We start from the raw sequence: 26,010 nt of genomic DNA, 5'->3' as shown, positions 1-26,010 counted from the left end.
CCGCCGTGGATTCCTGAGATCCGCGGCGGCCCCGGGCGTTTTCTGCCTACGGTGCCCGCATGGCCACCGACTCGTCCCCGCAGCACTCGTTCCCGCCGCACTCGTTCCCGCAGCACTCGTTCCCGCAGCAGCTGGCCCGCACCCGGCGGTTCACCCTGGGCGTCCCGGCCCAGCCGCAGCTCTCCGCCGACGGCTCGACCGTGCTGTTCCTGCGCAGCCGGGGCGGCACCGACCCGCTCGCCCGCCTCTGGGCGCTGGACACCGCGACCGGTGCGGAGCGGCTGGTCGCCGACCCGGGCGTGCTCGGGTCCGCCACCGGCATCGCCTCGTACAGCACCGATGCCACCGGCTCCCTCGCGGTCTTCGCGCTGGACGGCGGGCTGTGGCTGGCCGACACCGTCACGGGCAGCGCCCGCGCGATCCCCTGCACCGGTGAGCCCCGCGAAGTGCGGCTCGACCCGACCGGCCGCACGATCGCCTACGTCAGCGGCGGCGCCCTGCGGGTGGTCGGCACGGACGGTACGGGTGACCGCGCGCTGGCCGAGCCCGAGGACCGCGACGTCACGTACGGGCTCGCCGAGTACGTCGCCGCCGAGGAGATGTACCGCGACCGTGGCTACTGGTGGTCCCCCGACGGCACCGCGCTGCTGGTCGCCCGGGTCGACGAGCGCGCCGTCACCCGGCTCTTCCTCGCCGATCCCACCGACCCGCAGCAGCCGCCGCGCGCCGTCCGCTACCCGCTGGCCGGCACCGCCAACGCCGACGTCTCGCTCCGCCTGCTCGGCCTCGACGGCAGCCGGGTCGAGGTGCGCTGGGACCGCGATGCGTTCGAGTACCTCACCGCCGCCGGCTGGGACGGCCACGGCCCGTACGCCGCCGTGCAGAGCCGCGACCAGCGCACGGTGCGTACGCTCGCGATCGAGCCGGACGGCGCCACCCGGCTGCTCGCCGAGCGGACGGACCCGCACTGGATCGAGCTGATCCCCGGCCTTCCGGTCCGGACGGCGGGCGGCGCGCTGGTCGACACCGCCGACGACGGCGACACCCGGCAGCTCACCGTCGACGGCAAGCCGGTCACGCCGGACGGGCTGCAGCTGCGGGCGGTAACCGGGACTGAGGGCGAGGAGGTGCTGTTCACCGCCTCCGAGGACCCCACCGAGACGCACCTGTGGGTCTACCGGCCCGGCCTCGGCCTGGAGAAGCTGAGCAGCGGCCCGGGTCTGCACACCGGAGTCCGGCGCGGTGGCACGCTGGTCATCACCACCCGCTCCCGCAGCGAGCGCACCACTGTGCTGCGGGACGGTCAGGAGCCCGTCACGCTCACCTCGTACGCCGAACCGCCCGTCGTCACCGCCCGGCCCGAAATCCTGGTCCTGGGCCCGCGCGAGCTGCGCGCCGCGCTCTACCTGCCCACCGGGTACCGCCCCGGCGACGGCCCGCTGCCCGTACTGCTCGACCCGTACGCCGGGCCCGCGATGCAGAAGGTCACCACCGGAGGCGCCTGGCACGAGCAGGTGTCGCAGTGGTTCGCCGACCAGGGTTTCGCGGTGCTGGTCATAGACGGACGAGGCACCCCCGGCCGCGGGCCGCAGTGGGACAAGAGGGTCTGGGGTGACAAGGCCGGGCCCCCTCTGGAGGACCAGATCGACGGCCTGCGGGAGACTGCCCGGCTGCGGCCCGGGCTGCTGGACCTCGACCGGGTCGGCATCCGCGGCTGGTCCTTCGGCGGCTACCTGGCCGCCCTCGCGGTGCTGAGGCGGCCGGACGTCTTCCACGCCGCCTCGGCCGGGGCCGCCCCCACCGACTGGCGCCTCTACGACACCCACTGGCAGGAGCGCTTCCTCGGCCACCCCGACCAGTACCCCGAGCACTACGACTCCGGCGACCTGACCACCGAGGCCCCGAACCTGAGGCGCCCGCTGCTGCTGATCCAGGGCCTCCTTGACGACAACGTCTACCCCGCCCACACCCTGCGGCTCTCCAGCGCCCTCCTCGCCGCCGGCCGCCCCCACGAAGTCCTGCCCCTGCGGGCGACCGGTCACCGCCCCACCGACGAGGCCGTGGCGGAGAACCTGCTGCACCACGAACTGGCCTTCCTGAAGCGCTCGTTGGGCGTGGAATGACAAGCGCCCGCGCCACCGGGCGCCACAGCGTGGCCACGGCCCGTCCGGTCGTCCCGTAGAGAGAACCTGAACGCGCAGGAAGTCGGCCGGGCCGACTTCCTGCGCCGGGCAGCCGTGTTGTTCCACCGGCCCAGGTCCGGCACCGACTGCCCCGACCGCCGCAGTGACGGGGGCGAGAAGCCATCTGGGCAGGGAAAACGCAACTTCGACAGGGCCCGCAGAAGCAGCTACCTTCACCTGGTCTTCGGCGATCGCCCACGGTCGCAACGGAGTTCCTCCAGGCTGTGCCACCCGCGCCGGGACGAGTCGGTCATGCCCCACGCCCCCCGCCGCCATGCACAGGCCATCGAAACGGGTCCACCTCGGGCACCCCCGACCAGGGAGAGACGCATGCCCCATCTTGCGATGTACACATTCGGCACCCTGAAGTCACCTCTCGTCGATACCGCACCTCTCACGAACGAGTTCTACGACGTGGGTGCGACCGTCTACCAGGAGATCGGCCAGCGCCCCGGGTACCTCGCCCATGCTGAAGCGGCCGACGGTGAACGGGGTGTCCTCTTCGGGGCGGACTGGGGTGCGTGGGGAGAATTCGCCGTACCGGCCTGGTACGGCAAGGGCCGAACCAGGGAAACCACCGCCCTGGCCGCGACCCTCTCGCTCTGGACCGACCTGGACCTCGCCTTCGATGCCATCTACACCGGCCTGCACCGTGAGGCACTGACCAGGCGTCATGACTGGGTCGAGAGGACGGAGCACCCGAATTACGTGCTCTGGTGGGTCTCCGACGGCGTGGTACCCACCTGGCAGGACGCGGTCTCCAGGCTGGTGCACCTCTACGACCACGGCTCCGCGCCGGGCGCCTTCACCTTCCGGCACCCGTTCGCCCCGGACGGGACTCCGACCGGGATCGAAGGCATCGGGCCGAGGAACGACCGGGTTCGCTGACCGGCCCTCGGCCTGGACGGGCGAGCGCCCTCGGGCCGGTTCAGGGCTGGTCGTCGCGGTTCTCGGGACGGTGCACCCTGAGGGTCGCGAGGACGCCGAGGACGACGGTGGCGATCGCCAGGGCGAGGAGGGCGACGAGGACGGCGCCGACGAAGAACTTCACCGGTGCCACGGCTCGTCCCTCTCCAGGTCGCGGAGGAGGTGGAGGAGGTTGAGGAGAGTACTGACCGGCGCATTGCCGAAGTCGATCAGGATGCGGCCGTCGAGGGTGGTCTCGCCGGGCGCGGCGGAGCCCCAGAGGAGGCCGTGCGGGAGACCACGGCGGCGCAACTCGCCGAGGAGAGAAGTGATTTGGTGCTCGGTGTAGTCGCGCATCCGGGGGTCGTCCGGCGCGATGGGGTCCCGGGTCACGCGTCGGAGTCCAGCTCGTACCAGGTGGTCTTGCCGCGCTTCTGCGGGTCGACGCCCCAGCGGTCGGTGAGGCCCTCGACCAACTGGAGGCCCCGGCCCGTCTCGGCGAGGCCGGAGGACGTTCGGGGCTGCGGGAGGGCGTCGCTCTCGTCGGAGACGGTGACCCGGAGGGTGCGGTCGAGGATCGAGAACCAGACGACGGGCGCGGGGGTCCCGGCGTGGCGCCAGGCGTTGACGATCAGCTCGCAGAGGGCGAGTTCGGCGTTGAAGACGGCGTCGGCGCCCCAGCGGCCGTTGCGGGTCATGGCGTCCCGCAGGGCCTGCCGGGAGAGGGCGAGCGAGGGGGTGTTACGGATGCACACGGGGACCTCCGTGAGGCTGTGGTGTGGGAGGGGTGACGACGGTCGTCACCGTGAGCCAGGCCGGTGCGGCGGCTGCTCTTCGGTGCGCGGGCAGCAGGCGCCTACTGCCCCAAAAGAAGGCTTTACTGACGATCCGTCGGATCGAGCTGAGAATGACGATAGCCCATCGACTCTTTAATTAAAGCGAGATGGGAGAAGGTTCCTCCCCACGGGGGACACCCTCCGCTGAGCCCGGATGGATCCGCTGGCGACCGGCGCGGCACACTGGCTTCTGCGCACCATCAGAAAGGACGCCATGGCCCTTCGGATCCCCACCCTTCGTCAGCGACGGCTCGGTGCTGAACTGCGAAGGATGAGAGAGCAAGCCGGCTTCGGCGGCAGCCAGCTCGCTCGTGTACTCGGGGTGACTCCCGCGCTGGTGAGCCAGATGGAGATCGGGAAGTCTGCCGTCAGCGTCGCTCGCCTCCATCAGATCGCGGAGGCCTGCAGGTGCAACAACACGCCTCTGGTCGACGCGCTCGCCGACATGGCGCGGGAGCGAGAAACCGGATGGTGGGAGGAGTACAGCCTGCGGCTACCAACAGACCTACTCGATGTGGCAGCGATCGAGGCACATGCCCAGCGGATCGCCACCTACTCGATCACCTTCCTGCCTGGGCTGCTTCAGACGCCAGCCTACGCCGCTTCGGTGTTCGCCCGTGCCATCCCGCCGCTGCCACTGTCTGACGTTGATCTCCGCTTGGCCTTCCGCTTGCGGAGGCAGCAGATCGTCCGCGACGGCGCTACGCCTTACACGGCTTTCATCCATGAGGCAGCATTGCGAATGCAGTTCAGCGGGCCGGAGGCGCTTGCCGAGCAACTTGGTGCCCTCATCGACCATTCCGAGAGTCCTGACATCTCGGTTCGAGTCGTGCCGTTCAAGATCGAATCGCTGCCGGGCCCCAGCGAGAACTTCGTCTATGTCGCCGGCCCGGTTCCCGAGTTGGACACGGTACAGATCGACATCAGCTTCGGCTGTCCGCTCTTCGATGCACCCTCCGATCTGGCCAGTTACCGCGAGATCCTCGATCGGATGGGATCTGTGGCCCTCTCCGAGGATGACTCGCGAGACTTCATCCGTTCCATCAAGAAGGAGATAGAGGGCAATCATGAGTAGCCCTACATGGCAGAAGTCCAGCTACTCCGGCTCCAGCAACGCCTGTGTCGAGGTTCGGGTCACTGAGGGGGGCATTGAACTTCGGGAGTCCGACGAGGGTGAGATGGTCCTCCGAACGACTCGCCCTGAGTTCGCCGCGTTCCTGCGAGGTGCCAAGGCAGGCGAGTTCGACCACCTGACCACCACCCCCTGAACGCGAAGCCCCCGCGCCCGCCACCCCGGGGGCGCGGGGGCCGTCCACAGTCCGGGGCTCAGACCTCCCGGATGCCCGCCCGCCAGACGGCCGCCGTCAGCGGCACACCCGGGCGGTAGGCCAGGTGCACGTGCGAGGGCGCGTCCAGTAGCAGCAGGTCCGCCCGCGCACCCACCGCGACCGTCCCCACATCACTGCGCCGCAGCGCGTGCGCGCCCCCCGCAGTCGCAGCCCAGACGGCCTCGTCCGGCGTCATCCCCATCTCCCGCACCGCCACCGCGATGCAGAACGCCATCGAACTGGTGAAGCTGGAGCCCGGGTTGCAGTCCGTCGACAGCGCCACCACGGCCCCCGCGTCCAGCAGCCGCCGCCCGCTCGGGTACTCGGCCCGCGTCGAGAACTCCGCCCCCGGCAGCAGCGTGGCGACCGTCGCCGACCCGGCCAGCGCAGCCACGTCCTCATCGGTCAGATGCGTGCAGTGGTCCGCCGAGGCGGCCCCCAGCTCCACCGCGAGCTGCACCCCCGGCCCGTACGTCAGCTGGTTGGCGTGCACCCTCGGCGTGAGCCCGCGCTCGATGCCCGCCGTCAGGACCGCCCGCGCCTGGTCGCCGTCGAACGCGCCCTTCTCGCAGAACACGTCCACCCAACGGGCGTGCGGCGCACAGGCGTCCAGCATCTCGCCGGTCACCAGGTCCACGTAGCCCGCCGGGTCCTCGGCGTACTCGGGAGCGACGATGTGCGCCCCCAGGTACGTGGTCTCGGGCGTGTGCCTCGCCGCGATCCGCAGCGCCCGGGCCTCGTCCTCGACCGTCAGCCCGTAGCCGGACTTGCACTCGATCGTGGTGGTGCCCTGCCGCAGCGCCTCCCGGACGAACCCGGCCAGGTTCGCGTCCAGTTCGGCATCGCTCGCCGCCCTGGTCGCCGCCACCGTCGTGCGGATGCCGCCCGCCGAGTACGCCTGCCCGGACATCCGGGCGTTGAACTCGGCCGTGCGGTCGCCCGCGAACACCAGGTGGGCGTGCGAGTCGACGAAGCCGGGCAGCAGCGCCCGGCCCTCGGCGTCGAAGCGCTCGTCCGCCGCCGGGGCCTGGCCGGCCGGGCCGACCCAGGCGACGCGGTCGCCGTCGATCACCACGGCCGCGTCGGTGAGCAGGCCGAGCGGCCCGGTGCCGTGCCCGAGGTCGTTGGTCACCAGGCTGCCGATGCCCGTGATCACAGTGGTCCTGGTGCTCAAGTCAACGCCTTCCGAAGGGAGTCGGACAACAAGGTTCAGCAGTCCAGCGCGCCGATCGCGGAGCGCAGCGCCCCCGGCACGTCGGCCACCAGTTGGTGCACGCCGTCCCGGACGACGTGCCGCCCGCCGACCACCAGGTGCCGCACGTCCGCCGCCGAGGCCGCGAAGACCGCGATCTCGGCGCCGAGCCGGGGCGGCGGCCCGGCCGTACGGACGGAGTCCAGCGCGATCACCGTGAAGTCGGCGAGCGCCCCGGCCTCGATCCGCCCGGCCTCGGGCCAGCCCAGCGAGGCATGCCCGTCCTCGCCGCCGGCCCGCAGCAGCGCGTTCGCCGTCCAGTGCCCGCGGGTGCGGGTCCGCAGCCGCTCGTCCAACTCCAGCGCCCGCGCCTCCTCCCACGGGTCGATGATCGCGTGGCTGTCGCTGCCCAGGCTGATCGGGCTTCCGGCCGAGGCGAGCCGGCGGGCCGGGCCGATGCCGTCGGCGAGGTCCCGCTCGGTGGTGGGGCACATGCAGACGGTGGTACCCGAGTCGGCGAGGAGCTTGACGTCCTCGTCGGTGAGGTGGGTGGCGTGCACGGCCGAGGTGCGCGGGCCGAGCGCGCCGTGGTCGGCGAGCAGCCGGGTCGGGGTGACGCCGTGCGCGGCCAGGCAGGCGTCGTTCTCGGCGGTCTGCTCGGACAGGTGGACGTGCAGCGGCGCCTTGCGCATCGCCGCCCAGTGGGCGACGGTGCCCAGCTGCTCGGCCGGGACGGCCCGGACCGAGTGGATGGCGGCGCCGATCCGGGCGTGCTCGCGCGGCTTGAGCGCGTCCGCCCGGACGGCCCAGGCCTCGGCGTCGCCGTCGCTGAACCGCAGCTGCGGGTGGGTCGGCTCGGCACCGAAGCCGGAGGACAGGTAACAGGTGTCCAGCAGGGTGATCCGGATGCCGGCCCGGGCGGCTGCCTCGATCAGCGCCTCGCCCATCGCGTTCGGGTCGGTGTAGCGGGCGCCGCCGGGCGCGTGGTGCAGGTAGTGGAACTCGCCGACGGCGCTGATCCCGGCGAGCGCCATCTCGGCGTAGACGGCGGTGGCGAGCTCCAGGTAGCTGTCCGGGTCGAGTGCCCCGGCGAAGCGGTACATGGTGTCGCGCCAGGTCCAGAACGTCCCGGAGCCGACCTGGACGTGCCCGCGCAGCGCCCGGTGGAAGGCGTGCGAGTGGGCGTTCGCCTGGCCGGGCAGCAGCAGCCCGTCGAGGCGGACGGCGCCGGGCGGGCAGGGCCCGCTGTCCGCCTCGACCCGGACGATCCGGCCGCCGGGGCCGCTGGTGATCAGCACGTCCTGCTCGACGGCGGGCCCGTTGACCCCCGGCAGCCAGGCGTACTGCGCCCAGTACGTCATCGGAACCGTCACTGACACGCCAGGTCCTCCAGTACGTCGGCGAGGGCGGCGACCCCGGCCAGGCAGTCGGCCTCCTCGGCGTGCTCGGCCGGGGAGTGCGAGACACCGGTGGGGTTGCGCACGAACAGCATGGCGGTCGGGATCGCGGACGCCAGGATCCCGGCGTCGTGTCCCGCGCCGGTGGGCAGCACCGGGGCGTCGAGCAGCTTGGCGAGCCGGTCGCGCAGCGGGCCGTCGAAGTCCACCACCGGGGTGTAGGACTCGCGGGTCAGCTCGACCCGGACGCCGTCGCGCTCGCCGCGCTCGGCGGCGGCCCGCTCGATCTCGGCGACCAGCTCGGTGAGGGTGCGCTCGTCGGCGGCCCGGGAGTCCAGCCAGCCGCGCACCAGCGAGGCGATCGCGTTGGTGCCGTTGGGCTCGACCGCGACCTTGCCGAAGGTGGCCAGCGCGCCCGCCAGCCTCGCCTTCTTGCGGGCGGCGAGCACGGTGTTGGCGTACGTCAGCATCGGGTCGCGGCGGTCCTCGATCCGGGTGGTGCCGGCGTGGTTGGCCTCGCCGTGGAAGTCGAACCGCCAGCGGCCGTGCGGCCAGATCGCACCGGCCACGCCGACCGGCTGCCCCTCGGCGAGGTGGCGGCCCTGCTCGACGTGGAGTTCGACGAAGGCGCCGATCCGGGCCAGCCGCTCGTCGTCCGCGCCGATCGCGGTCGGGTCGTAGCCGGCCTTCTCCATCGCGTCGGGCAGCCGCAGGCCGTCGGCGTCGCGCAGCTCGTACGCGGCCTCGCGGGAGAGCACGCCGGCGGTCAGCCGGGAGCCGATGCAGGCCACACCGAACCGCGCGCCCTCCTCGTCACCGAAGTTGACGATCGCCAGGGGCTTGTCGAACTCGGCCCCGCGGGCGCGCAGTTCGTCCAGTGCGGCGAAGGAGGAGACCACTCCGAGCGGGCCGTCGAAGGCGCCGCCGTCCGGTACGGAGTCCAGGTGCGAGCCGGTGACGACCGCGCCCTGACCACGAGGATCGCCCAGCCAGGCCCACTGGTTGCCGTTGCGGTCCAGCTCGTACGTCAGGCCGCGGCTGCGGGCCTGCTGCTCGAACCAGGCGCGGCACTCGGCGTCGGCGGAGTTCCAGGCGAAGCGGCGGTAGCCGCCGGAGGCGGCGGAGCGGCCCACGGGGAGCAGCTCCGCCCACATCTCTTCGAACGTCGAGGTCACAGCTCACCCATGGGAACGCGCACCCCGCGCTCGGCGGCGACCTCGGTGGCGCGGTCGTACCCGGCGTCCACGTGCCGGATGACGCCCATGCCCGGGTCGTTGGTGAGCACCCGGCGGATCTTCTCGCCCGCCAGCGCCGTACCGTCGGCGACGGTGACCTGGCCGGCGTGGATCGAGCGGCCGATGCCGACGCCGCCGCCGTGGTGGATGGACACCCAGGAGGCGCCGGAGGCCACGTTGACCATGGCGTTGAGCAGCGGCCAGTCGGCGATCGCGTCCGAGCCGTCCAGCATCGCCTCGGTCTCGCGGTACGGGGAGGCCACCGAGCCGCAGTCCAGGTGGTCGCGGCCGATCACGATCGGCGCCGACAGCTCGCCGGAGGCGACCATGTCGTTGAAGCGCTCGCCGGCCTTGTCGCGCTCGCCGTAGCCGAGCCAGCAGATGCGCGCGGGCAGGCCCTGGAAGTGCACCTTCTCCTGGGCCATCTTGATCCAGCGGGCCAGCGACTCGTTCTCCGGGAAGAGGTCCAGGACGGCCTTGTCGGTCTTGTGGATGTCCTGCGGGTCACCGGACAGCGCGGCCCAGCGGAACGGGCCCTTGCCCTCGCAGAACAGCGGACGGATGTACGCCGGGACGAAGCCGGGGAAGGCGAAGGCGCGGTCGTAGCCGGCCAGCTGGGCCTCGCCGCGGATCGAGTTGCCGTAGTCGAAGACCTCGGCGCCGCGGTCCAGGAAGCCGACCATCGCCTCGACGTGCCGGGCCATCGACTCGCGCGAGCGCTGGGTGAACTCGGCGGGCTTGGCGGCCGCGTAGTCCGCCATGTCCTCGAAGGCGACGCCGACCGGCAGGTAGCTGAGCGGGTCGTGGGCGCTGGTCTGGTCGGTAACGATGTCGATCGGCGCGTCCATCGCGAGCAGCTGCGGGACCAGCTCGGCGGCGTTGCCCAGCACGCCGATGGAGAGCGGCTGCTTCTTGTCGCGGGCGGCGGTGGCGAGCTCCAGCGCGTGGCTGAGGTCCTTGGCCTCGACGTCCAGGTAGCGGTGCTCGATCCGGCGGGAGATCCGGGACGGGTCGCAGTCGATGCAGATCGCCACGCCGCCGTTCATGGTGACGGCCAGCGGCTGGGCGCCGCCCATCCCGCCGAGGCCGGCGGTGAGGGTGATGGTGCCCTCCAGCGTGCCGTTGAAGCGCTTGTTGGCGACGGCGGCGAAGGTCTCGTAGGTGCCCTGGAGGATGCCCTGGGTGCCGATGTAGATCCAGGAGCCGGCGGTCATCTGGCCGTACATGGTGAGCCCGAGGCTCTCCAGCCTGCGGAACTCCTCCCAGTTGGCCCAGTCGCCGACCAGGTTGGAGTTGGCGATCAGCACGCGCGGCGCCCACTCGTGGGTCTGCATGACGCCGACCGGCCGCCCGGACTGGACCAGCATGGTCTCGTCCTGCTTCAGCCCCTGCAGCGTCTTCACCATGGCGTCGAAGGAGCGCCAGTCCCGCGCGGCCTTGCCGGTGCCGCCGTACACGACCAGCTTCGACGGGTGCTCGGCCACCTCGGGGTCGAGGTTGTTCATCAGCATCCGCAGGGCCGCCTCCTGCTGCCACCCCTGCGTCGTGAGTCCCGTCCCCCGCGCCGCACGCACCTCGCGCGGCCCGCTCGCCTGCTGCTGCACCATGTCCCGGCCTCTCTGCGGATGGATTCATTCAAGCTCGGTTCGGCTGAATATATCTAAACAAGCAACTTTCGACCAGACCCCGGAGCAATCCGATCAATCCCCGAGTCGGCACGCCCCGCCAGCCCTACGCTCGGGCCGAAAAGACCAGCCACTCAGCCCAGTAGAGGACTCCATGGCCACCGTCCCGGTACGACCCGGCAGGCTGCGTCGCGCTGCCGAAGAGATCGAGCGGCACACGGGACTGCGGGTCCAGATCGTCGGTGGTGTTCTGCTGATGTCACCGCCCCGCCGAGGCAAGCACGCGGGGACGGTGCGGCGCCTACGCGAAAGGACCGGATCACAGCTGGCGGCCGGCCTCGACGTCTTCGAGTCGTCGTCCATCGCCCTGCCCGACGACCAGGACGACTACGCGAACCCGGACCTGCTGGTACTACCCGCCGAGTGGGCGGCCGAAGACAGCTGGCTGGCTGACACCCACAGCGCCGCTCTGGCCGTAGAGGTGCTCCCCAACGACTCGCGCGTCAGCCTCATCGCCGCCAAGACCGGCTGGTACGCGCTCGCAGGCGTGCCGGTCCTCCTCGCGGTCGACCCCGCAAGGGCGCCTGGACACTCCACACGCACCCCCGCGACGGCGAGTACCAGGGCGTCCTGCACGGCAAGTACGGCGAGTCCGTCCCGCTTCCCTCGCCGCTGCCCTCCGAGCTGGACACCCACGGCCTTCCCCTCTACACCCCCGGGGCTGACTCACGCCGCGGCGTCGCCGCCGTCCCAGTCGATGCCGATCTCGGCGAGCCAGCGGCGGTCGGCGGCGTCGGGGGCGGGCGGCGCGGGTGGGCGGGGGATGTTCTGGACGGGGCCGAGGCCGTACTTCTCGGCGGCCGCGGTGGCGCGGGCGTCGGGTTCGATGACGCCGACGTGGACGGCGGACTCGTCTCCCGGGTCGAGGACGGTCAGTTCGGGTTCGGGCAGGCGCCGCAGGGTGACGCGGCGTCCGCAGGCGGGGCAGGACCATTCGTCGGCACCCGAGGCCAGGCGGGCGACGAACTTCATCTCGTGGATCACGCGCATGGGCGGCACCCCCTGCACTAGGGGATGCCCGGGTTCCTGACGAGTACTCCCCCGGCCTTAATTCGGGGCCCTGTTCATTCCAGGAAGAGCCCCCGCGCCGCCGCCGCGTGCTCGATCGCCTCCAACCTGGCCTCGGCCCCAGGGAGTTCGTCGCACATGGTCTGCAGCAGCACCCGGCCGAGCATCATCGGCGCGCAGGCGGTGTCGAAGACCAGCCCGGTGCCGACGGCGGCCGGCAGCATCAGGTCGGAGAGCTTGGCCACCGGCGAGAAGGCGCTGTCGGCCACGGTGAGCACGGTCAGCCCGCACTCCCGGGCCACCACCAGGGCGTCCATCAACTCCCGCGGGTAGCGCGGCAGGGCGAAGCAGAGCAGCGCGGTGGCCCCCGCCGCGGTGGCCTGTTCCAGCCGGTCGGCGAGCATGCTGCCGCCCTCGTCGAGCAGCCGGATGTCCGGGTGCACCTTGGCCGCGAAGTACGCGAAGCCGCGCGCCTGCGCGGAGGCCGCCCGCAGGCCGAGCACCGGCAGCGGGCGGGAGGCGGCGAGCAGCCGGGCGGCCCGGATGATCGGTTCGGGGTCGGCGAGAAGTTCGGCGAGGTGGCGCAGGTGCTCGATCTCGGCGAGCACGGCCTGCTGGTGCTCGTTGCGCACCGCGTCGTCCGGGGTCTCCGGCGCGGCCTGCTCCCCCGCGCCGAGTTCGCGCAGCTGCTTGCGCAGCGCCGGGTAGCCGTCGTAGCCGAGGGCGACCGCGAAGCGGGTGACGGAGGGCTGGCTGACTCCGGCGAGCTCGGCGACCTCGACGCTGGACAGGAACGGCGCCTCGGTGGCGTGCCGGACCAGCGAGTGGGCGATCCTCCGCTGGGTGGGCGTCAGCCGATGCCCTTCGAACAGCTGGAGCAGCCGGGCGGACGGGCCGACGGTGCCGGCCTCGTCGGTGGCGGTCATCAGCTCTACCTCCGGATGCGAGCGTTCGGAACGACGACTGTGCAGCAGCGCGCCGCGCCTGGCAAAGACGTCTCGTACGGCGGGACGTCGCACGGGACGTCCCAATGATCGGGCACCGGGTCGGCAGCCGGACACGGGGCTCGGGGTAACCCTGATTTCTCCCTGACCCCGCCCCGATTCCCCCCGCGAACGGATGGACCGGGCCGCGCGGCGGCCCCACGCTACTGGCATGGACACTCGCCAGGACGAACTTCGGCGCGACCTCGACGCCACCCTCCAGGCCCGCAAGGAGCTCGGCAAGGAGTACGAGGAGGAGCTCGTCGACTCCTTCATGAAGCGCCTCGACGCCCGTCTGGACGCCCGGGTGGAGCGTTCGGTGGCCTCGCGGCTGGACGACTACGAACCCGACCACCGGGACCGGCACCGCTCCCACCGCCCCTGGGCCCCCGGCCGGGCCGGCAACCGGCTGGCGGTGATCTCGCTGGCCCTGGGCATCCCGCTGACCGCGATCGCGGGCAGCCCCGAGAGCGGCGGGCTCACCGGCCTGCTGGCCTGCTGGGCGGGCATCGTCGGGGTCAACCTCGCCGCGGCCCTGGGCAACCGCCGCGACCGGGACGAGCGCCGGCCGCGGGGCGGCTGGGACTGAGCCCCGGCCGCCCCGCGCCCGGGACACCTCAGGCCAGCGGACCGGTGACCCGCTCGACCGCCCGCACCAGGTCCCCGGAGGCGACCAGCGCGGCGGCGGCCTCCAGGTCCGGCGAGAGGAAGCGGTCGCGGCCGGCGCCGCCGACCCCCGCCTCACGGGCGGCGGCCATCGCGGCCGCGGTGGCCGGGGCCGGCCCGCCCGCCGCGCCCGCCTGCTGGCGGAGCTCCAGCGCCCGGGCCGCGGCGGTGAGTTCGACGGCGAGGATGCGGCCGAGGTTCTCGACGGCCTGGCGCAGCTTGCGGGCGGCCGACCAGCCCATCGACACGTGGTCCTCCTGCATCGCGGAGGACGGGATCGAGTCGACCGAGGCCGGGACGGCGAGCCGCTTGTTCTCGCTGACCAGCGCCGCCTGGGTGTACTGGGCGATCATCAGGCCGGAGTCCACGCCCGGGTCGTCGGCCAGGAAGGCCGGCAGGCCGTGCGAGCGGGCCTTGTCGAGCAGCCGGTCCGTGCGGCGCTCGGAGATCGAGCCGAGGTCGGCGGCGGCGATGGCGAGGAAGTCCAGCACGTACGCGACCGGCGCGCCGTGGAAGTTGCCGTTGGACTCCACCCGGCCGTCCGGCAGCACCACCGGGTTGTCCACCGAGGCGGCGAGCTCGCGCGAGGCGACCAGCTGGGCGTGCGCCAGGGTGTCCCGGCCGGCCCCGGCGACCTGCGGGGCGCAGCGGATCGAGTAGGCGTCCTGGACCCGCGGCGCGTCGTCCTGGTGATGGCCGGTGAGGCCGGAGCCCTTGAGCACGGCGAGCATGTTGGCGGCGCTGTGCGCCTGGCCCGGGTGCGGGCGGATCGGGGCGTGCAGCTCGGGGGCGAGCACCTTGTCCGTGCCGAGCAGCGCCTCCAGGGTCATCGCGGCGGTGATGTCGGCGGTGGTGAACAGCCGCTGCAGGTCGGCGATGGCCATCACGAGCATGCCGAGCATGCCGTCGGTGCCGTTGATGAGGGCCAGGCCCTCCTTCTCCAGCAGCTCGACCGGCTCGATCCCGGCGGCGGCCAGCAGCTCGGCGACGGGCTTCTCCACGCCGTCCGGGCCGGTGGCGGTGCCCTCGCCCATCAGCACCAGCGCACAGTGCGACAGCGGCGCGAGGTCGCCGGAGCAGCCGAGCGAGCCGAACTCGCGCACCACCGGGGTGATGCCCGCGTTGAGCAGGGCGGCCATGGTCTGGGCGACCAGCGGCCGGACGCCGGTACGGCCGGAGGCGAGGGTCTTCATCCGCAGGAACATCAGCGCGCGGACCACCTCGCGCTCGACCGCCGGGCCCATGCCGGCCGCGTGCGAGCGGACCAGCGAGCGCTGCAGCTGGGCGCGCAGCTCGGGGCTGATGTGCCGGACGGCGAGCGCGCCGAAGCCGGTCGACACGCCGTAGACGGGGCGCGGCTCGGCCGCGAGGGCGTCGATCCGCGCGCGGGCCGCCGCCATCTCGGCGAGCGCGTCGGGACCGATCTCGACCCGGGCGTTGCCCCGGGCGACGGCCAGCACGTCCTCCGCACTGACGTCGGCCTTGCCGACCTGGATCAGCGGAGCGTCGGGGGCCACAGCACTGTGCATATCCATATACATAATCACATCAGGTGAATGGAGATATGACAACAGCTGCTCACCATCCGGATTCTCCGACGCCCGGATCCGCGCCGCACCCCCGGGCCGTTCCCGGCGGCTACCCCTTCAGCTCGGCCTCGATCAGGTCCGCCGCCCGCGCGGTGCCGCCCTCGGCCCGGCCCGCGGCGGACAGCGCCGCCAGCCGCTCGGCCACCGCCTGATCGTCGACCAGCTCCAGCAGTGCGGCGCGCAGCGCCTCCGCGGTGGCCCGCTCGGTGTCCAGCCGGCGCGCCACGCCGAGGCCCACCAGCGCGTCCGCGTTGGCGAACTGGTCGGCAGCCTGCGGCACCGCGATCATCGGCACCGCGTGGAACAGCCCCTCGCTGGAGCCGCCCATGCCCGCGTGGGTGACGAAGGCGTCCGCCTGGGCGAGCACCGACAGCTGCGGCACCCACCGGTGCACCTCGACGGTTTCCGGCAGCTCGCCGAGCTCGGCCGGGTCGGTGTGCTTGCCGATCTGCAGCACGGTGTGCCAGCCCGGCAGGTCGCCGAAGGCCTCGACACAGGCCCGGTAGAACGCGGGCCGGTGGGTGAAGGCCGAACCCAGCGAGACCAGCAGCACCTTCCCGACGCCCGCCGGCCGCTCCCACCGCCCCTGGTGGGCACGGTCACCGAAGCAGGGCCCGACGAAGCTGACCCGCCGCTCGTCCACCCGGTCCGCGTTGGGCTGGAGCGCCCGCGGGACGAGCGCGATGCACCGCTCGGGGCGGTTCTTGAAGGCCTCGACGTCCCGCTGCACCGCACCGGCCGCGGCCAGCCAGTCGGCGAACCGCCGGTGGTGCTCGGGACCGCCGGGGCCGTTGCGGAGCGCCTCGAAGACCTCGGCCAGGTCCTCCTCGACGCCGTCCCAGCCGACGAAGCTGGAGGACAGCTGCACCACCGGCACGCCGAACCGTTCGCCGAGCGCCCGCCCGGCGAAGCCCGCGATGTCGTAGAGCACCAGGTCGGGGCGGTCGCCCTCGAAGGCCTCCAGCAGGGCGGACCACATCGACAGCGCGTCGTCCAGGAACAGCTCCTGGATCGCCACCGGGTCCTCCGGCCAGCCGGACGGGTCGCCGGCGAGCGGCAGCGCGGTCGTGTACGGGACGAAGGACGCGCCGGTGGACTCGACGATCTCGCGGAAGGACGGGTCGTTGACGTAACTGACCCGGTGCCCCCGGGCGACCAGCTCAGTGATCACGGCGAGGCTGGGGTTGACGTGCCCGTGCGCCGGGACGGAGACCATCATGACGTGTGCGGGGCGGTTCACGGGCACCTCCGGGGACGACGATGAAGACGAGACGTTGCGTCTCGCAGAGTTGAGAAGACAATACGTCTCGTCTCGCCGTTTCGCATAGACTTTTCCCCATGGCCTCCAGAACCGCCCCCGACCCCGCGCGCCGCAGCGACCGCGCCCGCGCCGCCGTCCTCGCCGCCGCCACCGAACTCGTTGCCGAAGTCGGCTACGGCAAGCTGACCATCGAGGCGATCGCCGCCCGGGCCAGCGTCGGCAAGCAGACCATCTACCGGTGGTGGCCCTCCAAGGGCGCCGTGGTCTTCGACGCCTTCCTCGCCGTCAACCAGCACGAGGGCGGCCTCGCGCTCCCCGACACCGGCGACCTCGCCGCCGACCTGCGGGCCGTCCTGCGCCCCACCAGCGACGAACTCACCGACCCGGGCGCCGACCGCACCTACCGCGCCATCATCGCCGAACTCCTCAACGACCCGGCGCTGCACGCCGAGTACCGCACCCGCCTGCTGGACCCGCTGCTGGAAGTCACCCGCGACCGCCTCCGCGCCGCCCGCGAGGCCGGCCAACTCGCCCCCGACGCCGACCTCGACCTCGCCGTCGAACTGGTCTACGGCCCGCTCTACTACCGCTGGCAGTACCGGCTCGGCCCGCTCACCCACGAGCACGCGGACCGCCTGGTCGACGCCGCCCTACGGGCCCTCAGCCGTTCTGCCCCCGGCGGGCCCCCCGCCGCCTGAGCGCGAACACCGCGAGCACCACGACCAGCACGACCGCCAGCACGGCGAGGGCGAGCCAGCCGAACACCGCGTCGAGCGCCCGGCCGACCACGCTGCGCCGGGTCTTGCGCCTGTGCCGCGAAGCGGCGGTGTGGTCGGTGATCTGATGCGCCCGCAGCCCGGTCCGCACCGGGTGCGCCCGCCCCGGCACCGTCCGCACGGCCGCCGGGCCGCTCGCCCCCGACGACGCCGTCGGCTGCACCACCGGCACGGCCGACGCCGGCCCGGCCGCCGCCACCCCGCCGCCCAGCACCAGCACCCCGGCCACCGCCGCACCCACCAGCCGTCCACCCATGGCCACCCCCCGATCCCCGATCCGGCCCCGACACCCTCCCATCCCGCGCCCCGCCACGGCACCCCCGCCCCACGACCGCGACCCACCCGCGACACAGCCGCGACACACCGGTCACCGAACCGGCACATCCCCCTTCTCGTGGGCGCGCGGGCAAAGCCCCGCGCACCCACCAAGCACTCCCACCCCTCCCACCCGACCAAGGCGAGAGGGAACCGCCCCGGCGCCACCCACCCTCCCGAGAGCCTCCCGAACAACCAACACCCCCCGCCGTCACATCACCGGCGGCGAGGCCGCCCCCGCCAGGGCGACCGCGACCAGCGCCCGCATCGCGCAGGCCGCCTGGCCGAGCGGCAGGGTGGCGTCGTCGGCGAACAGCTCGACCAGCCAGCCGCCCGCCGGGTTCTGGCCTCCTGCCGCGACCATGCCGCGGTAGCCGGAGACGACGAGCATCGCCTCCTCCGCCGGGTCGTTGCCCGCCGCGCCCGCGCGCAGGGCGAAGGCGCCGCCGCGGACGGCCCGGCGGGTCATCGGGTAGTGGCGGAGGTCGAAGACGGCGTCGGGGGCCTCGATCTGGGCCCGCTGGGTCTCGGCACGGGTGCTGCTGGGGCCGCTGGTCATCCGGTAGACGGCGTGCTGGGAGGTGCGCATCAGGTGGGAGCCCGGCGGGACGTACGAGACCCACCAGCCGACGGCGTCGAGCAGCCGGGCGGAGGTCTCGGCGACGACGACCAGTTTGCCGAGGGTGTCGGCCGGGTGGACGGCCCGGGCGGCCGAGGCCTGGTCGAGGGCCGAGAGGACGGCGGTGAGCAGCTGTCCCGGGTCGGCGCTGTGGGCGGCGCCGCGGAAACGCCGCCGGTCGGCCGCGCCGGCCCGGCCGCCGGGACCGCGCCGGCCGTCGGCGCGGTGGTGGGGGTCGGCGGCGTCGGCCAGCAGCACGGTGGGGTCGGGCGAGAAGCCGGGGCCGTGGCTGCGCCCGGCGACCACCGGGTGGGCGGCGCGGGCGGCCTTGGCGCGGTACTGGGCGGCGTCGGCGAGCCGGAAGAGCCGGTCGGGGGTGGTGACCGGGCCGATGGAGTCCCCGGTGGAGGCGACGCCGCAGGCGACGCCCTCGCCCTCGGACAGCGCGAGCGCCCGCGCGCACAGCTCCTCGGCGACGGCGACCACCTCGTCGGCCTTCTGCCCCTCCGCGAGCAGGCAGAACTCGTCGCCGCCGAGCCGGGCGGCCAGGCTGCCGGGCAGTTTGGCGGCGGCCAGGGACAGCTGGTGGGCGAAGCGTTCCAGCAGCCGGTCGCCCATCTCGTGGCCGAGCTGGTCGTTGACCCGCTTCAGCCCGTTGACGTCGCAGACCACCAGCGAGACCACGGTGTCGTCCCGGTTGTGCGCCGCCAGCGCGCTCTCCAGCCGGGCGTCGACGGCGCGCCGGTTGGCGAGGCCGGTGAGCGGGTCGGAGAAGGCGAGTTTGCGCAGGTCGGCGAGGCGCTCGGTCTGGGCGAGCCCGGCCGAGACCTGGGCTGCGAGCAGGGTCGCGTAGTCGGCGTCGGCCTCCGTGAACCCGGGCATCCCGGTCGCCCGGGCGAGGTACAGCTCGCCCCAGGCCTGCCCGTGCAGCACGATCGGCGCGACCACGCAGCAGGCCCGGCCGCGCCGGCGCAGCGCGGCGGCGCGTTCCCGGCAGTACGCGCCGGCGGTCGGGTGGGTGTGCCCGGCGTGCGGCTCGACGTTCTCGGCGGTCTGCAGCCAGGCTCGCGGCAGCCGTCCCGTCGTCCAGCGCTCGTCCAGGTAGGTGACGATCTCCGGGAAGTCGGCGACCGGGTACGACTCGTCCTCGGGCAGCTCCTCCTCGCCGGGCGCGAGTGCGCCGTGGTTGACCAGCACCCGGAGCCGACCGGACTCGCGGTCCCAGACGGAGACCGCGGCCATGGTGGCGCCGAGCGCCTCGGTGGCCCGGGCGGCGGCGGCCCGGACGGCCTCCAGCGGGGTGAGCGCCCCGGCCATGTCCTGGGCGAGTTCGACCACCGACTGCAGCCGCAGGTCGGGCAGCGGGTCGGAGTGGCGCGGACCTTCGCAGTCGCAGCCGCGGTCCGTCATGATCGCCTCACTGCTCACCGGCTCGCCTCGCTCCCTGTGCTCGGTCCTGCCGGACCCCCACCGGTCGGCCGCACCCGTCCGGCCGCTTGCACCAAGACTATGGCGATTTCGTTCGGTTATGCCCCGTTTGCCCGGATGGACCCGCATCCGACGGTACGGCTTTCAACCGTTCGGCACCCGTCCGAGCGTCGCCGGAGCCCCGGGCCGACGAACCACCCGGCCCCGGCCCCCGCTACTCCGCCTTCGTCCGCCGCGTCAGCAGCCACGGCTCCACCAGTCCCAGCCCGCGCACCGGCCGCCGCCACATCGGCTGGAGGTGGAACCGCGCCCCCCTGTCCGGTCCGGGCACCGGCAGCCCGGAGGCGGGCATCCCGGCCGCCACCGACAGCGCCTCCGCCAGGCCGGGCCCCTCCGATTCGGCCGGACCGACGCTGCCGTTGTGCTCCAGCGCCGCGGCGAACTCCCCGTCGATCAGCACCGCGTCCTTGGGCGCGATCGAGGTGAGCCGACTGGCCAGGTTGACCGTGGTGCCGAAGACGTCGCCCATCCGCTGGGTGACCGTCCCGAAGGCCATGCCGACCCGCAGCGCGGGGATGGTGTCGTCCTCGGCCAGCGCCTCGATCAGGCTGAGCGCGATCTCGGCGGCGGTGGCCGGGTCCTCGGTCACGTAGAGGATCTCGTCGCCGAGGGTCTTGATGACCCGGCCGCCCTGCCCGGCGATCAGGTCCGAGCAGGTGTTCTCGAAGGTCTCGACCAGCTCGCCGAGTTCCTCCTCCTCCAGCCGCCGCGACAGCCGGGTGAAGCCGACCAGGTCGGCGAAGCCGACGGCGAGCCGGCCGCTGGTGATCTCGTTGTCCTCGGCGGCCTGCACCACCCGGCCGGTGACGGCGGCCAGCTGGCGCCGCCAGACGTACACCAGGAACTGCTCCAGCTCCGGCAGCAGCAGCTCGACCAGCGGGTACGCGACGTCGGCTCGGGTCAGCCCCGGCTCGGCGGACTGGGTGAGGTTCTCCAGGAAGGTGTCCATCTGCCAGCCGGCCAGGCGGGCCGTGGTCTGGCCGGTGGAACGCGCCACCTGGATCGCCATCGACTCGCTGAGCAGCCCGGACTCGACCAGGCCGGCCAGGCGCCGCAGCGCGATCACGTCGCCGTCGGTGAGCGCGCGGGACTGGCCGATGTCGGGGAAGCCCATGGCGCGCCAGAACCGGGTGGCCAGCTCCATCGGAACGTCGGCGGCGCGCGCGGCCTGGTACGGGGTGTAGCGGCGTGGCGCGTCCAGGATCAGGCGTTCCAGTTCGAGCGCGACCGTGGGGTCGTGGCTGCCCGCCGTCCCGCTGCTGCCGTCCTCTGCCACCGGTCCGTCCCCGTGCGGTCGCCGCACTTGCCTCGTGTCCTACCTGTCCGGGCGCACCGCCCGCCACCCGGGCGGGCAGTGGCGCGCCTCACACCGCTGCCAGGTGGAATGTTCGCACGGAATCTCGTGATCCGGGGCATCCGCCCGGGTCAAGGAGAGGTGAAGCCTGCCGTTCAGCGCGCCTCGGGGCGGACGTGGACCACGTCCCCCGCGCCGACCGCCCGGCGTGCGCCGTCGGCCGTACGGACCACCAGCCGGCCGTCCCCGTCGATCGCCACGGCCTCGCCGACCAGCTCGTGGCCGCCGGGCAGGTGCACCTTCACCTGGCGGCCGAGCGTGCTGCAGCGGTCCACGTACGCGCGCAGCAGGTCGCTGGCGTGCGGGTCCCCGGCCGCCGCCGTCCACTCCCGGTACAGCCCGGCGAACTCGCGCAGCAGTGCGCGCAGCAGGACGGACCGGTCGGTGGTCGAGGCGCCGGCCAGGGCGAGCGAGCCCGCGGTCGGGACGGGCAGTTCGGCGGCGCGCAGCGAGACGTTCAGGCCCATTCCGACCACCACCGCACCGGCGCTGAGCTCGGTGAGGATGCCGCCGAGCTTGCGCTCCGCGCCGTCGACCTCCACCTGGAGGTCGTTGGGCCACTTCAGGCCGACCTCGACCCCGGCCACCCGGTCGAGGGTGCTGGCGGCGGCCACCCCGACCAGGATCGGCAGCCAGCCGTACCGCTCGACCGGCACCTCCTCCGGGCGCAGCAGGAAGGACAGGAACAGCCCCGAGCGGGCCGGGGCGGTCCACCGACGGTCCAACCGGCCGCGTGCGGCGCTCTGCGCCTCGGCCACCAGCACCGCGCCCTGCGGCGCGCCGGCCCGGGCCCGCTCGGCGAGGTCGCTGTTGGTCGAGCCGGTCTCGGCGACGACGTCCAGCGAGGTCCAGAGCCCGCCCGGCACGACCAGGTCGCGGCGCAGCACCTGCTGGTCCAGCGGCGGCCGGTCCAGGTCGGTCCAGGGGGACGGTCCGGTACGGCCGAAGCCGCGCAGTCCGCTGCGGCGGGGAGTCTCGGGTGCGGTCATGGGGCAACCCTAGGGCGTGCCGGACCACAGAGGCGCAGTCCGCACCATCGTCCCGCACAACACTCGTTGACACACTGTGTCGATGACCATAACGCCAGGACATGACGGATCGCCGGGCGCGATGGCTACGCTACGCAGCGGTAGTTCGCAGCGCCGCCCTGCCCTCCTGCGCGGGCCCCGTCTCCGGCCCGCGCGCAATCGAACAGGTCGCGGCCGATGATCAGGGAGAGCCACCGGATGACCGAGGCGCCGTACGACCCCCACACCACCGCCGGCAAGCTCGCCGACCTGCGGCGCAGGCTGGACGAGGCGGTGCACTCCGGCTCCGCCAAGGCCGTGGAGAAGCAGCACGCCAAAGGCAAGCTGACCGCCCGCGAGCGGGTCGTCGAACTGCTGGACGAGGACTCCTTCGTCGAGTTCGACGAGTTCGCCCGGCACCGCTCGACCAACTTCGGCCAGGAGAGGAACCGGCCCTACGGCGACGGCGTGGTGACCGGCTACGGCACCGTCGACGGCCGTCAGGTCGCCGTCTTCGCCCAGGACTTCACCGTCTTCGGCGGCTCGCTCGGCGAGGTCTTCGGCGAGAAGATCGTCAAGGTGATGGACTTCGCACTGAAGACCGGCTGCCCGGTCATCGGCATCAACGACTCCGGCGGCGCCCGGATCCAGGAGGGCGTGGTCTCGCTCGGCCTGTACGGCGAGATCTTCCGCCGCAACGTGCACGCCTCGGGCGTCATCCCGCAGATCTCGCTGATCATGGGCCCCTGTGCCGGCGGCGCGGTCTACTCCCCCGCGATCACCGACTTCGTGGTGATGGCCGACCAGACCTCGCACATGTTCATCACCGGCCCGGACGTGATCAAGACCGTGACCGGCGAGGACGTCGGCATGGAGGAGCTGGGCGGCGCCCGCACCCACAACACCAAGTCCGGCAACGCCCACTACCTGGCCACGGACGAGAAGGAGGCCGTCGAGTACGTCAAGAGCCTGCTCTCGTACCTGCCCTCCAACAACCTGAGCGATCCGCCGTCCTACCCCGAGCAGGCGGACCTCACACTCACCGACGAGGACCTCGAACTCGACGCCATCGTGCCGGACTCGGCGAACCAGCCGTACGACATGCACAAGGTGATCGAGCACATCGTCGACGACGGCGAGTTCCTGGAGACCCAGCCGCTGTTCGCCGGCAACATCATCACCGGCTTCGGCCGGGTCGAGGGCCAGTCGGTGGGCATCGTCGGCAACCAGCCGATGGACCTGGCCGGCTGCCTGGACATCAACGCCAGCGAGAAGGCCGCGCGCTTCATCCGCACCTGCGACTCCTTCAACATCCCGGTGCTGACCTTCGTCGACGTGCCCGGCTTCCTGCCCGGCACCGAGCAGGAGTGGGACGGCATCATCCGCCGCGGCGCCAAGCTGATCTACGCCTACGCCGAGGCCACCGTCCCGCTGATCACCGTGATCACCCGCAAGGCCTTCGGCGGCGCGTACGACGTCATGGGCTCCAAGCACCTGGGCGCCGACCTCAACCTGGCCTGGCCGACCGCGCAGATCGCCGTGATGGGCGCGCAGGGCGCGGTCAACATCCTGCACCGCCGGGAGATCGCCGAGGCCGAGGCGGCGGGCACCGCCGACGAGAAGCGCGCCGAGCTGATCGCCTCGTACGAGGACACCCTGCTCAACCCGTACCTGGCCGCCGAGCGCGGCTACGTCGACGCGGTGATCGCCCCGAGCGAGACCCGCCGGCACATCGTCCGGGGCCTGCGGGCGCTGCGCGGCAAGCGTGAGGTGCTGCCGCCCAAGAAGCACGGCAACATCCCCCTGTAGGCACCATCCCTCTCGGGAGAGAACCAGCCATGTCCCCGATCCACGTGCTGCACGGGCAGCCGACCCCCGAGGAGCTCGCCACCGTCCTGGCGGTGGTCCAGGCCCGGGCCGCCGCCGCGCAGGCCGCCGCCGAGGCGGCGCGTCTGGCCGGCGTCGGCCCGGCCTCCCCCTGGAACGACCGTTCCCGCCTGCTCCGCCCCGCCGTCCGCCCGGGTGTCAACGCCTGGCGGACGTCCGGCTGGGCGCACTAGCAACGGTTCCGGTCCGGAGCGGGAAGTCGGCCCGTCCGACTTCCCGCTCCGCACGGCCGACGGCCCCCGTACCGCCGCCCGCTCCGCCCAAACCTGAGTACGGATACTCAGGCGTCCGCGCCCGCCCGCACCGCACTCTGGACGGGTGCTCTGGTCAGACCCCGAGGACGGGCCCTCGCCCGAGGCCCGTCGCATGCAGGAGCGGATGCAGCGGGCCGGCAGGGTGCTGGCCGCCATCGTGCTGGTGGGCTCCGTGCTGATCATGCTCAGCCGGTTCTTCACCTGAGCCGTTCACCCGAACGGCGGATGCCGCCACCCCCTACTCTGGTGGGCATGACCGACCAGCGCCCCCTCGTCCTCGCCTCCGCCTCCCCCGCCCGCCTCGGGCTGCTGCGCCAGGCGGGGCTCGACCCCCGCGTGGTGGTCAGCGGCGTCGACGAGGACGCGATCAGCGCCGCCACCCCCGGCGAACTCGCCCTCGTCCTGGCCGAGGCCAAGGCGAAGGCCGTCGCCGCCGAACTGGCCGGCGGCGAGCTGGTGATCGGCTGCGACTCCGTCCTGGAGCTGGACGGCCTGGCCCTCGGCAAGCCCGCCGACGCCGCCGAGGCGCTCGCCCGCTGGCAGTCCATGCGCGGCCGCGACGGGGTGCTGCGCACCGGCCACTGCGTGATCGACACCGTGACCGGCCGGCAGGCCTCGGCCACCGCCTCCACCACCGTCCGCTTCGGCACCCCGGACGACGAGGAGGTGGCCGCCTACGTCGCCTCCGGCGAACCGCTGTACGTGGCCGGGGCGTTCACCCTGGACGGCCGCTCGGCGCCGTTCATCGACGGCATCGACGGCGACCCGGGCAACGTCATCGGCCTGTCCCTGCCGCTGCTGCGCCGCCTGCTCGCCGACCTGGACCTGCGGATCACCGATCTGTGGACCAAGTAACCTGCCGCATCCCGCAGTTCGGCATCTAAGCTACCGGCGTTCGACGGGGGAGGGGACGCGGTGATGAACGACAACGTGCTCAACGTGCTGCTCGGCCTGGTGGCCAGTGCCATCAGCGCCGGCCTCGGCTGGCTGGCGCAGGCCCTGCGGCGGCGGCGCCGGGTGGAGCGGGTGCGGGCGTTCCTCGGGCTGCCGGCCGGCAGCGAGTGCCTGGTCGTGGTGCCCCGCAGCATCGGGACGGGCTCGCACGCCCACACCGTGACCCGCCGGGACGCCTACGCCCTGATGTGGCTGGCCGGGCTAGTCGAGGAGTGCGGCGCCCGGCCCGAACTGGTCGCCCACGACGCCGCGCACCGCGGCCTGGGCGCCAAGACCGAGCTGTGCCTGGGCGGTCCGGTCAGCAACGAGCGGACGGCCGCCCACCTGGCCTGGGGCCTGCCCGGCGTGGTGATCACCTCCGGCCCCGGCCCGGGCAGCAACGTGATCGTGGTGGGCGACCAGGAGTTCGCCGTCGAGCCCGACCGGACCCACACCCTGCTCGCCCGGATCGCCACCCCGGACGGCGGCCGCCCGGTCTTCCTGATCTCCGGCCAGACCGGCACCGCCAACCAGGCCGGCGTCCGCTACCTGGTGGCGCACCACCGCCGACTCGCCCGCACGTACGGCCGCAACGGCACCTTCGCCCTGGTCCTGCGGGTGGTCAACCCGGAGGCCTACGGGCCCGACATGGTCGAGCTGGCCGCCGACGTGACGGCCGAGGCGCTGCGGCGCTCCCCGACGGCCGCGCCGGCCGGCTCGACCGCACCCTGAGCGGGTCGCGCGAGGGTGTGTTCCATGCCACCGTCCCGCCACGCCGCCGCTCCGTCACCCGCCGTCGACCGGGTCCGCGCGACCGGACCCGCCGCGACCTGCGGAGTCTCCGTCCGCCTCGCCGACCGGGCCGGAAAACCCATCACGGTCCGTGTGGGATAGTTCACAACCTGGGGCTACTCGCCGGTACTGCCCAGGAATCCATAAACTCAACGAGGTTCAAGAAGGGAGCCACAGTGCGCAAGGTGCTCATCGCCAACCGCGGGGAAATCGCCGTCCGCGTCGCCCGGGCCTGCTCGGACGCCGGTATCGCCAGCGTCGCCGTCTACGCCGAGCCGGACCGGGATGCGCTGCACGTCCGCGCGGCCGACGAGGC

Annotated in this window: 26 protein-coding genes and 2 pseudogenes; 13 read left to right on the top strand and 15 right to left on the bottom strand. The window is 73.1% G+C overall.

Annotation, left to right across the window (positions count from 1 at the left end):
- Window positions 1-59 precede the first annotated feature (59 nt).
- Window positions 60-2,123: a prolyl oligopeptidase family serine peptidase gene (locus ACFV1W_RS33180; RefSeq protein WP_380420965.1), complete on the top strand. Its 2,064-nt coding sequence runs from the start codon at window positions 60-62 to the stop codon at window positions 2,121-2,123.
- A gap of 390 nt (window positions 2,124-2,513) precedes the next feature.
- A complete protein-coding gene (locus tag ACFV1W_RS33175; RefSeq protein ID WP_380420964.1) occupies window positions 2,514-3,071 on the top strand; it encodes a DUF3291 domain-containing protein in 558 nt (185 codons plus the stop codon).
- 40 nt (window positions 3,072-3,111) lie between these two features.
- Here the strand turns inward: ACFV1W_RS33175 and ACFV1W_RS33170 are convergent, their stop codons facing one another.
- Genes ACFV1W_RS33170 through ACFV1W_RS33160 form a run of 3 tightly spaced genes read right to left on the bottom strand, consistent with a single transcriptional unit; the run spans window position 3,112 to window position 3,844 of the window.
- Entirely contained in the window at window positions 3,112-3,243 is a 132-nt protein-coding gene (locus tag ACFV1W_RS33170) for a hypothetical protein (RefSeq protein WP_380420963.1), read from the bottom strand.
- A complete protein-coding gene (locus ACFV1W_RS33165; protein WP_380420962.1) occupies window positions 3,231-3,482 on the bottom strand; it encodes a hypothetical protein in 252 nt (83 codons plus the stop codon). The genes ACFV1W_RS33170 and ACFV1W_RS33165 overlap by 13 nt, the downstream gene beginning before the upstream one ends.
- A complete protein-coding gene (locus ACFV1W_RS33160) occupies window positions 3,479-3,844 on the bottom strand; it encodes an ATP-binding protein (protein ID WP_380420961.1) in 366 nt (121 codons plus the stop codon). The genes ACFV1W_RS33165 and ACFV1W_RS33160 overlap by 4 nt, the downstream gene beginning before the upstream one ends.
- A gap of 235 nt (window positions 3,845-4,079) precedes the next feature.
- Between ACFV1W_RS33160 and ACFV1W_RS33155 the strand changes: the two genes are divergently transcribed.
- The gene (locus tag ACFV1W_RS33155) at window positions 4,080-5,000 is read left to right on the top strand and encodes a helix-turn-helix domain-containing protein (RefSeq protein ID WP_380420960.1); all 921 of its coding nucleotides are present in this window, start codon (window positions 4,080-4,082) and stop codon (window positions 4,998-5,000) included.
- Entirely contained in the window at window positions 4,993-5,193 is a 201-nt protein-coding gene (locus ACFV1W_RS33150) for a DUF397 domain-containing protein (RefSeq protein ID WP_380420959.1), read from the top strand. Before ACFV1W_RS33155 ends, ACFV1W_RS33150 begins: the two co-directional genes overlap by 8 nt.
- A 58-nt stretch (window positions 5,194-5,251) precedes the next feature.
- Here the strand turns inward: ACFV1W_RS33150 and hutI are convergent, their stop codons facing one another.
- The 4 genes from hutI to hutU are packed head-to-tail and all read right to left on the bottom strand — an operon-like array spanning window position 5,252 to window position 10,684.
- Window positions 5,252-6,427: an imidazolonepropionase gene (hutI, locus tag ACFV1W_RS33145; RefSeq protein ID WP_380420958.1), complete on the bottom strand. Its 1,176-nt coding sequence runs from the start codon at window positions 6,425-6,427 to the stop codon at window positions 5,252-5,254.
- Between the two features lie 35 nt (window positions 6,428-6,462).
- Entirely contained in the window at window positions 6,463-7,806 is a 1,344-nt protein-coding gene (locus ACFV1W_RS33140; RefSeq protein ID WP_380420977.1) for a formimidoylglutamate deiminase, read from the bottom strand.
- A gap of 8 nt (window positions 7,807-7,814) precedes the next feature.
- The gene (locus ACFV1W_RS33135) at window positions 7,815-8,996 is read right to left on the bottom strand and encodes an allantoate amidohydrolase (protein ID WP_380420976.1); all 1,182 of its coding nucleotides are present in this window, start codon (window positions 8,994-8,996) and stop codon (window positions 7,815-7,817) included.
- Window positions 8,997-9,013: 17 nt separating this feature from the next.
- Window positions 9,014-10,684: a urocanate hydratase gene (gene hutU / locus ACFV1W_RS33130; RefSeq protein ID WP_380420957.1), complete on the bottom strand. Its 1,671-nt coding sequence runs from the start codon at window positions 10,682-10,684 to the stop codon at window positions 9,014-9,016.
- Here hutU and ACFV1W_RS33125 point away from each other — a divergent pair.
- Window positions 10,683-11,225, top strand: a pseudogene (locus ACFV1W_RS33125) (Uma2 family endonuclease); the annotation flags it as partial. The gene hutU and the pseudogene ACFV1W_RS33125 overlap by 2 nt on opposite strands.
- A 203-nt stretch (window positions 11,226-11,428) precedes the next feature.
- Here ACFV1W_RS33125 and ACFV1W_RS33120 read toward each other — a convergent pair.
- Both ACFV1W_RS33120 and ACFV1W_RS33115 read right to left on the bottom strand, forming a co-directional pair.
- Window positions 11,429-11,752, bottom strand: a complete 324-nt coding sequence (locus ACFV1W_RS33120) for a hypothetical protein (protein WP_380420979.1) — start codon at window positions 11,750-11,752, stop codon at window positions 11,429-11,431.
- 74 nt (window positions 11,753-11,826) lie between these two features.
- Window positions 11,827-12,696, bottom strand: a complete 870-nt coding sequence (locus tag ACFV1W_RS33115; protein ID WP_380420956.1) for a MurR/RpiR family transcriptional regulator — start codon at window positions 12,694-12,696, stop codon at window positions 11,827-11,829.
- Window positions 12,697-12,925: 229 nt separating this feature from the next.
- On the opposite strand from ACFV1W_RS33115, the gene ACFV1W_RS33110 reads away from it, so the two are divergent.
- Window positions 12,926-13,342, top strand: a complete 417-nt coding sequence (locus ACFV1W_RS33110; protein ID WP_380420955.1) for a hypothetical protein — start codon at window positions 12,926-12,928, stop codon at window positions 13,340-13,342.
- 28 nt (window positions 13,343-13,370) lie between these two features.
- Here the strand turns inward: ACFV1W_RS33110 and hutH are convergent, their stop codons facing one another.
- Entirely contained in the window at window positions 13,371-14,954 is a 1,584-nt protein-coding gene (gene hutH, locus ACFV1W_RS33105) for a histidine ammonia-lyase (RefSeq protein WP_380420954.1), read from the bottom strand.
- A gap of 103 nt (window positions 14,955-15,057) precedes the next feature.
- A complete protein-coding gene (locus ACFV1W_RS33100; RefSeq protein WP_380420975.1) occupies window positions 15,058-16,227 on the bottom strand; it encodes a macrolide family glycosyltransferase in 1,170 nt (389 codons plus the stop codon).
- A gap of 119 nt (window positions 16,228-16,346) precedes the next feature.
- On the opposite strand from ACFV1W_RS33100, the gene ACFV1W_RS33095 reads away from it, so the two are divergent.
- On the top strand, window positions 16,347-16,967 hold the full coding sequence (locus tag ACFV1W_RS33095; protein WP_380420953.1) for a TetR/AcrR family transcriptional regulator: 621 nt from the start codon (window positions 16,347-16,349) through the stop codon (window positions 16,965-16,967).
- Here the strand turns inward: ACFV1W_RS33095 and ACFV1W_RS33090 are convergent.
- The 4 genes and pseudogenes from ACFV1W_RS33090 to ACFV1W_RS33075 form a co-directional block, all read right to left on the bottom strand.
- On the bottom strand, window positions 16,930-17,307 hold the full coding sequence (locus tag ACFV1W_RS33090; RefSeq protein ID WP_380420952.1) for a hypothetical protein: 378 nt from the start codon (window positions 17,305-17,307) through the stop codon (window positions 16,930-16,932). The two genes, ACFV1W_RS33095 and ACFV1W_RS33090, sit on opposite strands and share 38 nt — an antisense overlap.
- An 864-nt stretch (window positions 17,308-18,171) precedes the next feature.
- Window positions 18,172-19,389 (bottom strand): annotated as a pseudogene (locus ACFV1W_RS33085) (diguanylate cyclase domain-containing protein); the annotation flags it as partial.
- A gap of 232 nt (window positions 19,390-19,621) precedes the next feature.
- Window positions 19,622-20,743 carry an adenylate/guanylate cyclase domain-containing protein gene (locus ACFV1W_RS33080; protein WP_380420951.1) on the bottom strand — a complete coding sequence of 374 codons (1,122 nt, stop codon included), beginning with the start codon at window positions 20,741-20,743 and terminating at the stop codon, window positions 19,622-19,624.
- A gap of 173 nt (window positions 20,744-20,916) precedes the next feature.
- Window positions 20,917-21,810 carry a biotin--[acetyl-CoA-carboxylase] ligase gene (locus ACFV1W_RS33075; RefSeq protein ID WP_380420950.1) on the bottom strand — a complete coding sequence of 298 codons (894 nt, stop codon included), beginning with the start codon at window positions 21,808-21,810 and terminating at the stop codon, window positions 20,917-20,919.
- Between the two features lie 216 nt (window positions 21,811-22,026).
- Between ACFV1W_RS33075 and ACFV1W_RS33070 the strand changes: the two genes are divergently transcribed.
- The 6 genes from ACFV1W_RS33070 to ACFV1W_RS33045 form a co-directional block, all read left to right on the top strand.
- Window positions 22,027-23,637, top strand: coding sequence for an acyl-CoA carboxylase subunit beta (locus tag ACFV1W_RS33070; RefSeq protein WP_380420949.1), 1,611 nt, complete (start codon window positions 22,027-22,029; stop codon window positions 23,635-23,637).
- A gap of 29 nt (window positions 23,638-23,666) precedes the next feature.
- Window positions 23,667-23,888: an acyl-CoA carboxylase epsilon subunit gene (locus ACFV1W_RS33065; RefSeq protein WP_360238004.1), complete on the top strand. Its 222-nt coding sequence runs from the start codon at window positions 23,667-23,669 to the stop codon at window positions 23,886-23,888.
- A gap of 145 nt (window positions 23,889-24,033) precedes the next feature.
- Window positions 24,034-24,174 (top strand): morphogenic membrane protein MmpB, encoded by a 141-nt coding sequence (mmpB, locus tag ACFV1W_RS33060; protein ID WP_380420948.1) that lies wholly within the window; start codon window positions 24,034-24,036, stop codon window positions 24,172-24,174.
- A gap of 47 nt (window positions 24,175-24,221) precedes the next feature.
- The gene (locus ACFV1W_RS33055) at window positions 24,222-24,824 is read left to right on the top strand and encodes a nucleoside triphosphate pyrophosphatase (protein WP_380420947.1); all 603 of its coding nucleotides are present in this window, start codon (window positions 24,222-24,224) and stop codon (window positions 24,822-24,824) included.
- A 63-nt stretch (window positions 24,825-24,887) separates the two neighbouring features.
- Window positions 24,888-25,634: a hypothetical protein gene (locus ACFV1W_RS33050; protein ID WP_380420946.1), complete on the top strand. Its 747-nt coding sequence runs from the start codon at window positions 24,888-24,890 to the stop codon at window positions 25,632-25,634.
- Between the two features lie 236 nt (window positions 25,635-25,870).
- A partial coding sequence (locus ACFV1W_RS33045) for a biotin carboxylase N-terminal domain-containing protein (RefSeq protein ID WP_380420974.1) occupies window positions 25,871-26,010 on the top strand: 140 nt, incomplete at its 3' end.

Origin of the sequence: Kitasatospora sp. NPDC059648, assembly GCF_042734825.1 — a bacterium.
Classification (GTDB): domain Bacteria; phylum Actinomycetota; class Actinomycetes; order Streptomycetales; family Streptomycetaceae; genus Kitasatospora.
The sequence above is the reverse complement of the archived record's forward strand: the minus strand, read 5'-3'. Positions and strand labels throughout refer to the sequence as shown.